This window comes from Methylobacterium hispanicum (genome assembly GCF_022179285.1).
Lineage (GTDB): Bacteria > Pseudomonadota > Alphaproteobacteria > Rhizobiales > Beijerinckiaceae > Methylobacterium > Methylobacterium hispanicum.
In genome coordinates this window covers 1-12,527 of the sequence record NZ_BPQO01000056.1, presented here as the reverse complement: position 1 = coordinate 12,527, position 12,527 = coordinate 1, and the positions used below count along the sequence as shown (strand labels likewise).

Annotated in this window: 8 protein-coding genes and 2 pseudogenes; 6 read left to right on the top strand and 4 right to left on the bottom strand. The window is 66.2% G+C overall.

Annotation, left to right across the window (positions count from 1 at the left end):
• Positions 1 to 159 precede the first annotated feature (159 nt).
• Both MFF56_RS31265 and MFF56_RS31260 read right to left on the bottom strand, forming a co-directional pair.
• Entirely contained in the window at positions 160 to 360 is a 201-nt protein-coding gene (locus MFF56_RS31265; protein ID WP_238232145.1) for a hypothetical protein, read from the bottom strand.
• Positions 339 to 1,595, bottom strand: a complete 1,257-nt coding sequence (locus MFF56_RS31260) for a WD40 repeat domain-containing protein (RefSeq protein ID WP_238232144.1) — start codon at positions 1,593 to 1,595, stop codon at positions 339 to 341. The genes MFF56_RS31265 and MFF56_RS31260 overlap by 22 nt, the downstream gene beginning before the upstream one ends.
• Positions 1,596 to 1,730: 135 nt before the next feature.
• Between MFF56_RS31260 and MFF56_RS31255 the strand changes: the two genes are divergently transcribed.
• Together MFF56_RS31255 and MFF56_RS31250 are read left to right on the top strand one after the other, a co-directional pair.
• Positions 1,731 to 3,086 (top strand): IS1380-like element ISKpn23 family transposase, encoded by a 1,356-nt coding sequence (locus tag MFF56_RS31255; RefSeq protein ID WP_003168745.1) that lies wholly within the window; start codon positions 1,731 to 1,733, stop codon positions 3,084 to 3,086.
• A 36-nt stretch (positions 3,087 to 3,122) separates the two neighbouring features.
• On the top strand, positions 3,123 to 4,628 hold the full coding sequence (locus tag MFF56_RS31250; protein ID WP_238232142.1) for an oleate hydratase: 1,506 nt from the start codon (positions 3,123 to 3,125) through the stop codon (positions 4,626 to 4,628).
• Between the two features lie 317 nt (positions 4,629 to 4,945).
• On the opposite strand, the gene MFF56_RS32200 is transcribed toward MFF56_RS31250, so the two are convergent.
• A complete protein-coding gene (locus MFF56_RS32200; protein ID WP_283207453.1) occupies positions 4,946 to 5,080 on the bottom strand; it encodes a hypothetical protein in 135 nt (44 codons plus the stop codon).
• Positions 5,081 to 5,321: 241 nt separating this feature from the next.
• Here MFF56_RS32200 and MFF56_RS31245 point away from each other — a divergent pair, with 241 nt between their 5' ends.
• The 4 genes and pseudogenes from MFF56_RS31245 to MFF56_RS31230 form a co-directional block, all read left to right on the top strand.
• A complete protein-coding gene (locus MFF56_RS31245; RefSeq protein WP_373324245.1) occupies positions 5,322 to 6,299 on the top strand; it encodes an HlyD family secretion protein in 978 nt (325 codons plus the stop codon).
• Position 6,300: 1 nt separating this feature from the next.
• On the top strand, positions 6,301 to 7,509 hold the full coding sequence (locus tag MFF56_RS31240) for an ABC transporter permease (protein WP_238232139.1): 1,209 nt from the start codon (positions 6,301 to 6,303) through the stop codon (positions 7,507 to 7,509).
• Complete coding sequence (locus MFF56_RS31235; protein WP_238232138.1) at positions 7,506 to 8,636, top strand: ABC transporter permease; 1,131 nt, start codon at positions 7,506 to 7,508, stop codon at positions 8,634 to 8,636. The genes MFF56_RS31240 and MFF56_RS31235 overlap by 4 nt, the downstream gene beginning before the upstream one ends.
• Positions 8,637 to 9,660: 1,024 nt before the next feature.
• A pseudogene (locus MFF56_RS31230) lies at positions 9,661 to 9,819 on the top strand (transposase); the annotation flags it as partial.
• Positions 9,820 to 10,014: 195 nt separating this feature from the next.
• On the opposite strand, the pseudogene MFF56_RS31225 reads toward MFF56_RS31230, so the two are convergent.
• Positions 10,015 to 12,471, bottom strand: a pseudogene (locus tag MFF56_RS31225) (putative Ig domain-containing protein); the annotation flags it as partial.
• Between the last annotated feature and the right edge of the window lie 56 nt (positions 12,472 to 12,527).

Genomic DNA, 12,527 nt, shown 5'->3' with positions numbered 1-12,527 from the left:
GCCCTGGGGTGGCGAACACCCCAGGAATTCGCCCTAGCGGCGGCCCTGCAGGCCGCCGAATGAGATCCGGAAGCTCACCTTCCGGCCGGACCAAAATCCGGGGGACCCTCAGGCCAACCCTGCACTAACTTTGAACCTGGACCACCGTGTGGGGGCCGATCAGGCGCGGCCAAGGGTATCGTAGGCGACCGTTTCCGCCCCTGATCCCGACACGGTGCGCGAACGCATCCGCCCGAGGGCGTCGTAGGCGTAGGCGATCGTCCAGGCACAGCGTGGCTTGAACAAAGCGGCATCGACCGTAACTTTGGTTGACGCCGCTTTGAGATCTTTAGTCAGATTCAGAACTTCGATCTCTTCCAAACATCTCCGCTCCACCTAGACAGCATCATGGTGCCGTCTCCACTCATAAATATCTCCCTCCCAATTGTCCCAGACGAGTGGCCGATGCGAGCAACAGATTTTGTATAGTCGTTGACCCTATCCCAATATATAACAACTGGATCATATCCTCCGTCATAAGTTATGGCAATCTCAGAAAGATCGTCATTACCTGACATATAAAGACCCAGTGAGCTCTGCCCTGATGATTTGTCCAACCAGATGACAGTCGTCCCTGCCGGGACGAAACCGTCTTCCTTCCATTCGTACGCATGTATCGTTTGCTGGAACTGCGTGCCCGTAACCAAAGCGAGTCCACTCAGATAGATAAGCGTTCCTGCCTTGTTCATGATGATTGGGCCGCCGAATTTGCTGCCATCGGCTTTTCTTATGATCGGGGAAGTAAAGATCTTGGACCAAGCCGTTCCGGTCCGCTTGTAGACCCGGACCGTATCGCCGCCGAAGGCAATCGTCTCACCATCGCTGCTAATTCGAAGCGAACCACCCCCAAACTCCCGAAGTGTTGCCTCTGTCACCCAAGAAACTCCGTTCCAGCGTCGGATAGCCGTCAAGGTGTCCAAAACTCCATTGACACTCATCCTGACGTCGTGAGCAATAACCTGCCCGTCGTCGCTAATACCTATGAATCTTTGCCCCGGAAGATCCAAAAATTCAGACTCAGAATAGAGTTCATAGCCGGACGAGCCTCGCCTGTACATGTACACTTTGCCGCCGGACTTGCCTTCCTGATATGACGCGCTTGTGTTGGCAGCTGCAATAGCGAGCCATTCGCCGCCTCTCGACATGCTCAGGCTGGTGCCGAAGCCGACTGATCCGGCGGGTGCGCTCAAGGTCTGATAGGGCTGAATCCCATAGTTGGCGTAGTTGTCATTGCGCACCGCGAACGACGTATCAAACCGGTAAATTCCGGTGTCTATCTCGATTTTAACTTGATTGTTCCCACCAGGTGATTTGGCGGAATAAGCAATGGTTTTGCCGTCTTTCGACATGGCCATCACCGGATCAGAAAATCTAGGTATATTAAGGCTGCCATAAGAGTTTGGATTGAAAGCATTGCTACCGTACCACACCTCATCTAGCTGTTCGAATACCCGAAATTCGTATACTGTGAACCCCCAATACTTACCAGAACCGTCCTTGACGACGAAAGTGAGCATCTGCTTGCTGGGAGGGCCTGCGGGAGTACCTGAGATCACCACCCGATCTCCGCTGGTCGTCGCCGTAAGGCCGGCTGGAACCCACATTCCCCAAGTAAATCGCTGATTTTGCTGACAGGATCTCAATATTTCCGATATAAATCATGGTGTTGATGGCCGTGAGGGGCGCGTTTGATGGATCACCCAGAGGGTGCGGGTTCGAAGCGGGCAGATCGGGTCGAGTTCGACCGCCGGGTGCATGTGGAGTTCCGAGGTGCGCAGCTCAGTTCCGACGGCGGCCTGCTGGTGATGCGCGAGCTGGATGACGCGCTCGGGCTGTCCGATCTGGCGGCAAAAGCATTGCGCGACACCCGGCGCGGCAAGAACACGGTCCACCGGCTTGACGGGTTGTTCCGGCAATCGGTGTTCGGGCGACTGGCCGGATACGAGGATGTGAACGACGCCGACCGCCTGGCCCTCGATCCGGTGATGCGCCAGGTCGTGGGTGGAAGGGCTGTCGATGCGCAAGCGGCCTCGGCCTCGCAGATGGGACGGTTCGAGACCGAGACACTGGCACAGCCCGAGAACCGTGCCGCGCTGGCCGACCTGAATGGCCAATGGATCGACCGGTTCCATGACCGTAACGGGCTGAAGTACATCGTTCTGGACATGGACAGTTCGGTCAGCCCCACCCATGGCGATCAGGAGGGCGCGGCCTGGAACGGGCATTTCGACTGCACCTGCTATCACCCGAACTTTTTGTTCAACCAGTTCGGCATGCTGGAGCGCTGCGCCTTGCGCCATGGCAACGTCCACAGCGCCGATGGCTGGCGGGACGTTCTCGACCCCGTCATCGCCCGCTACGCGGAGCGCGACCTTTGCGGCCGGTTCTTCCGGGCTGACGCCGCCTACGCGATCCCCGCGATCTATGAGCGGCTGGAAGAAGCCCGATTCTTCTACGCCATCCGGCTGCCTGCGAACAACGTCCTGCGCGAGAAGATCGCGCATCGGCTGACGCGCCCTGTCGGGCGACCTTCGCTGACCAAGGTCAAGCGCTTCTACGAAGACTTCGAGTATCAGGCGGCATCCTGGGACAAGGAACGCCGGGTGATCGCCAAGATCGAATGGCATCCGGGCGAACTGTTCCCGCGTGTCGGCTTCATCGTCACCAACCTGCCGATGGAGCCCGACTGGGTGGTGCGGTTCTATAACCAGCGCGGCACCGCCGAGCAGCACATCAAGGAAGGTAAATATGCCTTCCACTGGACGCGGCTGTCATGCCGGAAGTTCCGCGACAATGAGGTGCGACTGCAACTGCATGCGCTGGCCTACAACCTGGCCATCTTCTTGCGCTGCATCGAGTTGCCCGAGACGATGGCCGACTGGTCGTTGACCAGCCTGCAACTGAAGCTGATCAAGATCGGGGCACGTGTCGTCCGCCATGCCCGCGCCATCACCTTCCAGCTGGCCGAGGTGGCCGTCACCGGTCCGATGGTCCGCGCCATCCTCGCCGCCATCCGCCGATTGCGAGCGCCTCCGCTATGCGCATGACCGCCATCCACGCCCAAACTGAACGAAAACGGCAGGATGGGTCTGTCCGCTGCGCTGAAAAACACCGCCACCAGGGCACAACACGGCGGCTTCGCGGGCCGATCTGCCCTGTCTCAGCGCCTTGCGCGCCCGACGACGCCGCTCGGGACGGAAAATGATTGTCCTGCGGTCGGATTCAGGCGAAACTCACGTCAGACGGCATGCGACTTGGGGAATGTATGCATCAAGGTCTTCTTCGCCACCCGGGAGGAGATGGAGAACAAGCGCATCGACGAGGTCTTCGGCAAGGAATTCCTCGACAGCAACTTCTGGCTCTACTGGCGGACGATGTTCGCCTTCGAGGAGTGGCATTCAGCGCTGGAGATGAAGCTCTACCTGCACCGCTTCATCCACCATATCGGCGGGCTGCCGGATTTCTCGGCGCTGAAATTCACCAAGTACAACCAGTATGAATCGCTGGTCCTGCCGCTGGTGAAATGGCTGCAGGACCACGGCGTCAACTTCCGCTACGGGATCGAGGTGACGGATGTCGATTTCGACATCCAGCCGGGCCGCAAACAGGCGACCCGCATCCACTGGCTGGAGAACGGCAGCGCGGGCGGCGTGGATCTCGGCCCCGACGATCTGGTGTTCATGACCATCGGCTCGCTGACCGAGAACTCGGACAGCGGCGACCATCACACGCCTGCGCGGCTGGACGAAGGCCCCGCCCCGGCCTGGGATCTGTGGCGCCGCATCGCGGCGAAGGATCCGGCTTTCGGGCGGCCCGACGTCTTCGGCGCGCACATCCCCGAAACGAAGTGGGAGTCGGCGACGGTCACCACGCTCGACGCGCGCATCCCTGAATACATCCGCAAGATCGCCAGGCGCGATCCGTTCAGCGGCAGGGTGGTCACCGGCGGCATCGTCACCGCGAAAGATTCGAGCTGGCTGCTGAGCTGGACCGTCAACCGCCAGCCGCATTTCAAGAAACAGCCGGAAGACCAGATCGTTGCCTGGGTCTATTCGCTGTTCGTCGACGTGCCGGGCGACTATGTGAAAAAGCCGATGCAGGACTGCACCGGCGAGGAAATCACGCAGGAATGGCTCTACCACATGGGCGTTCCGGTAGAGGACATTCCCGAACTCGCCGCGACCGGGGCGAAGACCGTGCCGGTGATGATGCCCTACGTGACCTCCTTCTTCATGCCGCGCCAGGCGGGCGACCGGCCCGACGTGGTGCCGGAGGGCGCCGTCAACTTCGCCTTCATCGGCCAGTTCGCCGAATCCAGGCAGCGCGACTGCATCTTCACCACCGAATACTCGGTGCGCACGCCGATGGAGGCGGTCTATACCCTGCTGGACATCGAGCGCGCCGTGCCGGAGGTGTACAACTCGACCTACGACATCCGCAAGCTGCTGGCCGCCACCGGCCGCCTGCGCGAAGGCAAGGAACTGGACCTGCCCGGCCCGGCCTTCATCCAGAAGCTGCTGCTGCGCCGGATCGAGGGCACGCAGATCGGCGAATTGCTGAAGGAATTCCATCTGGTTTCCGGCGAGTGAGCAAAGCCGCTCGCCCCCTCGCGCCATGCTGCCGGCACCCTCTCGGCCCCTTGATCGTGGGCACCTCCCGCCGTTTGGAGGCCGGGCGTAGCGCGCCCGCCCTGTGGGCACAAACCCACACAACGGCCCGATTGGGGCCCACGTCGTACACTGGAGGGTGCCCACGCCCCGCCAAAGCCGCCAGAGCCCCATGAATGCCCCCGTCGATGTCTCCTTCTTCCCGCGCGCTGCCAAGCCGCTGACCAGCTACCGGCCGTACTGGGCCAGGCGCTTCGGCACGGCGCCGTTCCTGCCGATGAGCCGCGCGGAAATGGACTTCAATACAAGATCACCGAAGACGGCAAGCAGGCGTGGTCTGCCGCGTCCTGAAAATGCACATCCGGGTAAAACCGGTTGTAATCGGCGCGCTCGAGCGCTTCGCGCCATTTGATCGCCCAGGCGGTCGGCGCCATCGTCATGTCGCGCGCCTGCCCGGACGATTCTCCTCTGGCCGACGAGATTCTGGCGGTCTGCCGCGACCGGCTTCTGCGCGCCCAGGGCGCCGGGGCCGCTGGGGCCTGACGTAGGGGCGGCGCTGCACGGGTTGTGGTGCTCAAGGCCAAAGTGGCGCGCCGCCTCCTCCGGACTACCTATTGAAAACAGCCGTGGATTGGTGAACATCCCGCTGGTCGGTCATGGCGGAGTTGCCGGTTCATGCGCGCTGTCGGTTGGGTACTGGTCGCTCTCGTCGTGGCGGCGCTCGGGGCGCTGTTGTGGTTCGCCACCCGGCCGCCGCCGCTGGTGCTTCAGGGCGAGGTTTCGGCCAATCGCGTCGATATCAGCGCCCGCGTCGCCGGCCGCGTGCTCAAGCTGAACACCGATGTCGGCCGCGACGTGAAGGCCGGCGACGTTGTCGTCGAGCTGGAAAGCCCGCAGCTTGAGGCGGCGCGGCTCGCGTCTGCCGCCTCGGTGGGCGTCGCGCGGGCCGATCTCGCCCGCATCGGCAGCACCCGGCCGGAGACCATCGACGCCCGCCGGGCGGAGCTGGCCGCCGCCGAGGCCGACGTGAAGCTTTACCAGGACGCCTACGACCGCCAGACCCAGCTCATCCGCACCGGCGCCACGCCCCAGTCCCGCGTCGACGAGGCGACGCGCAATCTGGAAGCGGCCCTGCGCAAGCGCGAAGCCGCCACCGCCGCGCTCCGCCTCGCCACCGAGGGCGCCAGCCCCGAGGAGCGGGCGCTGGCCGCCGCCCAGGTCAAGCAGGCCGAGGCGGGCCTCGCCCAGCGCGAGACCGATATCCAGGAACTCACCGTCCGCTCCCCCATTGCGGGCCAAGTGACCACCCGCGTCGCCGAGGTGGGCGGCAATTACGGCGCCGGCGCGCCGCTTCTGTCGCTCATCGACCTGTCGCGGCCCTGGTTCACCTTCAACCTGCGCGAGGACCTGCTGCACGGCCTGAAAGTGGGCGAGACCTTCAAGGTCGATATTCCCGCGCTCGGCAAGGAGGGCATCGAGGTGCGCGTCACCGTCATCAACGTCCAGGGCCAATTTGCCACCTGGCGGGCGACGCGGGCCACCGGCGGCTTCGACCTGCGCACCTTCGAGGTGCGCGCCGAGCCGGTCGCGCCGGTGGAAGGCCTGAGGCCCGGCATGAGCGTCATCGCGCAATGGTCGAACCGGGGCCGCTGACATGCGGCGAAGGGGCGACCTGACCTTCGGCTTTTCCCTGGTGTTCTGGCGCGAGGTTGGCTGGCTGCGCCGCCGGCCCCTGCTCCTGGCCATGACCACCTTCATCCCGCTGGCGGTGATGGCGGTGCTGGCCCTGTTGTTCAGCGCGGGGCTTGCCACGCGCCTGCCCATCGGCGTCATCGACCTGGACCGTTCCGACCTGTCGCGCAGCATCGTCCGCGCCGTGGACGCCACTCCCGACGTATCGGTCGCCACCGCCGTGTCGGACCTGGCCGAAGGCCGCCGCCTGCTGCTTTCCGGCCGCATCCACGGCCTGCTCTACCTCCAGAACAACCTGGAGCGCGATGTCCAGGGCGGACGCCAGCCCGAAGTGGTCTTCTTCTACAACGCCCAGACCATGACCGCGGGCAATATCGTTCTGCGCGGCATCAATGCCGCCCTGCCCACCGTGTCGTCGGGCATCCGCCTCTCGCTGCGCACCGCCCGCGGCGTGCCGGCGGGCGAGGCGCGGGCCTCGCTTCAGCCGGTGCCGGTGCAGCTCGGCGCCCTGTTCAATCCGACACTGGACTATACGTTCTTCCTCCTGGCCGCGCTCCTGCCCACCGTGCTGCAGATCGTGGTGACGACCAGCGCCGCCTATTCGGTGGGGCTGGACGTGGAGACGCCGCACCGGCTGCGGGTGCTCCGCCGTCTCGGCGACGGCCTCCTGCCGGCGGTGGCCGGCAAGCTCCTGCCCTATACGATCCTGTTTCTGGTCGTTCTCGGCCTGGCCGATGCGGTTCTGTTCGGGGTTTTGGGCCTGCCGCTTGAAGGTAGTAGAACGCTGCTGGTGGCCGGCGCGGTCCTGTTCATCCTGGCGTGCCAGTTCATCGGCGGGCTCCTGGCCCTGGTCCTGAAACCCATGGCGAGCGCGGTGAGCATGGCCACCTTGATCACCGCCCCTGCCTTGGGCTTCATGGGCATCGGCTTTCCGCGCTTCGGCATGAACCTCTTCGCCCAATGGTGGGGCGCCTTCCTGCCCGGCACCTGGTTCCTGACGCTGCGCATTGACCAGACCATCCGCGGCACGCCCCTGGACCTTTCGACCAAGCCGCTGATCATCCTCGGCTTCTTCGTGCTGGTGCCAGCCCTATTGGTTCTGCTGCGGCTGGAAATGCTGCGCCGCCGCGCCGAAGGGCCGGCGCTCCGGACGGCGGAGGCGGCGGCATGATCGGGGTCTTCCGCCACGAGCTTGGCCGCATCTTCAGCCTGCGCCCGGTCTTCTCCGTGATGATCGTGGCGCTGGGCCTCTATGCGCTGCTCTATCCCCAGCCCTATCTTGCCGAGGCGCTTCGCCTGACGCCGGTCGCGGTCGTGGACCAGGACCAGACGACGACGAGCCGCGACCTGGTGCGCCGCCTGGATGCCTCGCCGGACGTGGCGGTGGCCTCCGTCCTGCCGGATTTCCCGGCGGCCCAGCGCGCGGTGCTGGCGCGGGAAGTGTCGGGCATCCTGGTGGTGCCGGAAGGGTTCGAGCGCGAATTGCTGCGCGGCAATCCCTCCCCCGTGGCGCTCTATGCGGATGGCAGCTATTTCCTCGTCTACCAGCGCGCCGCACTCGGTGTGTCGGCCATCGCCCGCACCCTGGGGGCGGAGGTAGAGGTGCGCCGCCTGATCGGCCTCGGCGTCGATGCGCCGCTGGCCGTCGCGGCAGCCAACCCCATGCCGCTGACCACCATTCCCCTGTTCAACCCGCAGGAAGGCTATGCCACCTATGTCCTGCCGGCCGCCTTCGTGCTGATCCTCCAGCAGACCCTGCTGATCGGCGTCGGCCTGCTCGGCACCCTGCCGGGGGCAAAAACGGGCGAGCCTGAAGGACCGCCGGCCGCCAGCCCCTTCGCCACCGTCGCCGGCAAGCTCCTCGCCTACCTGGCGCTGGAGGCGGTGATCCTGCCGCTCTACCTGGTGGTGCTGCCCTATCTCTACGGCATTCCCCGCCTCGGCGGCGTTCTGCCCATGCTGCTTTTCGCGTTGCCCTTCGTGCTCGCCACCGGGGCGCTCGGCCTGATCGTGGCGACGCTGTTCCGCACGCAACTGGCCGTGCAGCTGGTGATGGCCGCCCTCGGAATGCCGTTCTTCTTCCTCTCCGGCTTTTCCTGGCCCGTCGAGGCCATGCCGCAGGCCATCCGCTGGCTGGCCAGTCCGGTGCCGAGCACCGCCGCCATCGACGGTTTCGTCGCCCTCGGCCAATTGGGCGCGACGCTATCCGATGTGCGGCCCCAGGTGCTCACGCTCCTGGTGCTGAGCGCCGTCTATGTCGCCGGCGCTGTGGCCCTGGAGGCGCGGGCGCGGCGCTGAAGCGCCTTTACGCCGCCGTTACGCGTCCCGCCCGCTTTCGCATCGTCCCTTTATGCCGCCCGAGCCTAGCCTCCGCGCCTGATCAACCGGAGGGCCTCGCATGTGGGTCGATTGTCTTTTTCTCGTCGGCGGCCTCTGCGCCTTCGGGCTGGCGGCTGCGTCGGTCACGCTCGCGGCCAGGGTCTGAGGACGCCATGACCTTCGACGCCAGCCTCAGCCTCCTCTTCGCCGCCGTCGCGTTCGGTTACCTCGTGGGCACACCGGGACGGCTCCCATGCGTTAACCCCCCGTCTTGCAGCCCAGTCGAACTAGGCGGATAAATCCGTGCCATTCGCGTGAATTGTAGCAACCGCTGGCACGATGACGGAAGCTTTGCCCATCACACCGGTTACGATTGATCTTCCGCCGGACCTTCTTGCCGCGGTCGACCGATTTATCGAGGAAGAGTTGCCATCGGCAGACCGCAGCGAGGCCATCTTGGCAGGGTTGAGGTCTTGGGCGGTGGGGACAGGCCTTATGCTGTCCTGGCGTGGTCCCAACGAGCCTTCCCCTTCCTCAAGGAAAGGGACAGTGGTTCGCCTGTCCCGAACGTCACAGCTCTGCGCTTCCTGCGGCCGGAGATCGCGCAGATCCTGGCCACTCCGGTAGACGGGCTGATAACTCACTTGCATCTGTGATATTATAAGGCGTGGAGCTGGAAACAGGCCTCCGTTGGCGTCTGCTTCCTTGGGCTGCACTACCTTGACGCCCGCCGTGCATCAGCGGCGGGCTTTTTCGGGACTTGCCGGAGGGCCAACAAGCCCCTTCTTGGCATCTCCCCATCAGCCTTCGACAGCAATCTCTTTCCGCCGTGCGTTGATCCAGGGGACCAGCGCGGTCGCGAGAATGACCGCCGAAGCTAGGACGAAAAACGCGGAGATCGGTCTCTCGATAAAGGTCATCCAGCTCCCTCGAGACAGGATGAGTACGCATCCGGCGAAGGCCGCCTTGCGGGAGTTGAGGCAAATCGTTGAGCACTGTCGGTATGGACAGCCATACGCACAGTGCCTTTGGGCGGCTTGAGATCGTTGAGACCGGACGCCGCCGTCGTTGGACGGACGAGGAGAAGCGCCGGATTGTGCTGGAGAGCATGAGCGGACCGCGTCTTGTGTCTGAGACAGCGCGGCGCCACGGGATATCCCGGTGGAAGGGCGGGGGAACCCATTAGGGCATAGGGGCCTGTTCCGTTGGTGATGCGCAGTCCACGCGCTTCGTAGTAGCGTCCGATCCATGCATATGGGCGGAAGCCCGGGATCAGCTGGAATGTCGCCGGCTCTCCCACGACGAAGGTGACTTGGACAGTCGTGCTGCGGCCGTTCTTGTCCGTGGCCTTGAAGGTGATCGGATACTCTCCCGACACCGTGGGTGTGCCGTGGAACGAACCGTCCGGCACGAACATCGAGATGCCGGGCGGGAGCGTGCCCGTCCGTGTGAAGGTGTAGGGGCCCACGCCGCCGTCCACGGTGAAGATGCCGGTATACGCCGTGTTTCTGATCATCCCCGTATTGGGCACGCGCACCGTCATGGCCCCGGCCGCGACGATGTCCGTCGCGCCGCTGACTGTCCGGCCGTCGGCGTCGGTCACCGCGATGGTGACGCGCGTCGTGCCGGAGGCGGTCAGGGTCCCCGTCAGTCGGCCTGTGGCCGCGTCGAAGCTGGTGCCCGTCACGCCCGGGATCATGGACCACGCGTAGGGCTGACGTCCGCCGTTGGCCTTCGGATCGATGCTGAAGGGCGAGCCCGTCGGGACGTCGTGCCGCGCCGCCAGCGTGAGCGTCAGCGGCTGCATGACCGTGATCGCGAAGGCCGCCGAGGTCGCGCTCCGGCCGTCGGCGTCGACGACCCTGACGCTCAGGCCCGAGGTCGTTCCCGATGACGTCGGGGTCCCGGTGATCGCTCCGGACGCGCCGTCCAGCCTCAGGCCGGCCGGAAGGGTCCCGCCCGCAAGGGTGTAGACAAACCCGGCCCGGCCACCGGTGATGTTCGGCAAGATCGTGTAGGCGGTCCCGGTCGCCGCCGTCTGCGGCGCGTAGGACAGCTCGAACCGATCCCGCACCTGGATGGTGGCCGACGTCGTGAAGGCGGTGCGTCCGTCCGCGTCGGCGGCCCTCAGCACAATGCCCGAGAAGGTCCCGGCGCTGATGGCCGTTCCCGAGACGACGCCCGAGTCCGCGTCCAAGACCAGTCCCGGTGGCAGCGCGGAGCCCGAGAAGGCGAAGACATAGGGTGCCCGGCCCCCGCTCGGAGCGACGCGGCCCGTGTAGGCGCTCCCCACCTCCACCGGACTGGGCAGCGTCGCCACCGCCCGAAGCGTGTCGGCGACGGCGATCGTGAAGCTCGCCGAGTAGCCGATCCGGCCGTCGGCGTCCGTCGCCTGGATCTGCAGCCCGGTGGCCGAGCCCAACGTTCCGGGGGTGCCGGAGAGCAGGCCCGTCCCGCTCAGCGTCAGCCCCGAGGGGAGCGTTCCGGAGGCTAGGCGGTATACGAAGGGCCCGCGGCCGCCGGTGGCGGCGAACTGCACCGGCCCGTAGATGGTGCCGACCGTACCGGTCGCCGACGGGGAGCCGGAGACCCGCACCGGATCGCGCACGTCGATCTGGAAGATCGGACCGGGCGCGCTCCGCCCGTCGGCGTCCGTGGCGGTGATCCGCAGGCCGGCTGCCGTCTCGAGCTTGGTGGGGGTTCCGGTGATGGCCCCGCTCGCGCCGTCCAGGACGAGACCCGCCGGAAGGGTGCCCGCACTCAGCTGGTAGGTGTAGGGGCCGCGGCCGCCGCTGGCCGAGACGCCCGAGGCGTAGGCCACGCCCACCGTCCCGTACGGGATTGGCGCGCCGCTTCCCGTGCCGCCCGCGAGCACGAGCGCCGGCCGCACGTCGATGGCGAACGGCTCGGTGGTCTGGCTGCGCCCGTCCGCGTCCACGACGCGCAGCACGAGGCTGGCGTAGGTGCCGACCGTGGTGGGCGTGCCGGAGATCGTCCCGGTGCCCGCCGCGAGGCTCAGGCCCGGCGGCAGCGTGCCCGACGCGAGGGTGTAGCTGTAGGGCGCCTGCCCGCCCGCGGCCGCGTAGCTCCGGCTGAAGGACTGCCCGACGGTGGCCGCCGCCGTCGAGGCGCGCAGCACCAGGACGAGCGGATCGGTGATGGAGATGGTGGTCGAGGCCTGCGCCGTGCGGCCGTCCGCGTCGCTCGCCCGGACCGTCAGGGTCGTGCGCGAGAGCGCGGACGGGGTGCCGGCGAAGCGGCCGGTCGTTCCGTCGAAGCTCAACCCGGCCGGCAGGGTGCCGGCCGTGATCGCGTAGAGGTAGGGACCCTGCCCCCCGGAAGCGGTGGCTTGGCCGCTGAAGGCCGTACCGAGGCTGCCCGGAAGCACGGAGGCGAGCGACAGAGCGAACGCCGTCCCGACGCGGATCGCGAAGCGATCCGACAGGCCGGTGCGCCCGTCCTGGTCGACCGCCCGCAGCTGCAGACCGGAGGCGGTCTGCACCGTGGTCGGCGTCCCGCTGATCGCGCCGGTCGCCGTGTCGAGCCGCAGGCCGGCCGGCAGGCTGCCCGCCGCAAGGCTCCAGACGAACGGACCGCGCCCGCCCTGCGCCGCGAAGCCCGCCGCGTAGGCCCGGCCCACCTCCGCCGTTCCCGCCGGGCTGCCCGACACGACGACCGGGTCGCGCACGTCGATCGCGAAGGCGGCCGAGCTCGACGTGCGGCCCGCCCGGTCGCGCGCCACAGCCGTCAGACCCGACACCGCTTCCGCCCGCACCGGCGTGCCGGCGAGCGCGCCGTCCGGCCCGAGCGTCAGGCCCGCCGGCAGGCTGCCGCCGGCCAGCGCGAAGCCGTATGGTGCCTGACCGCCCG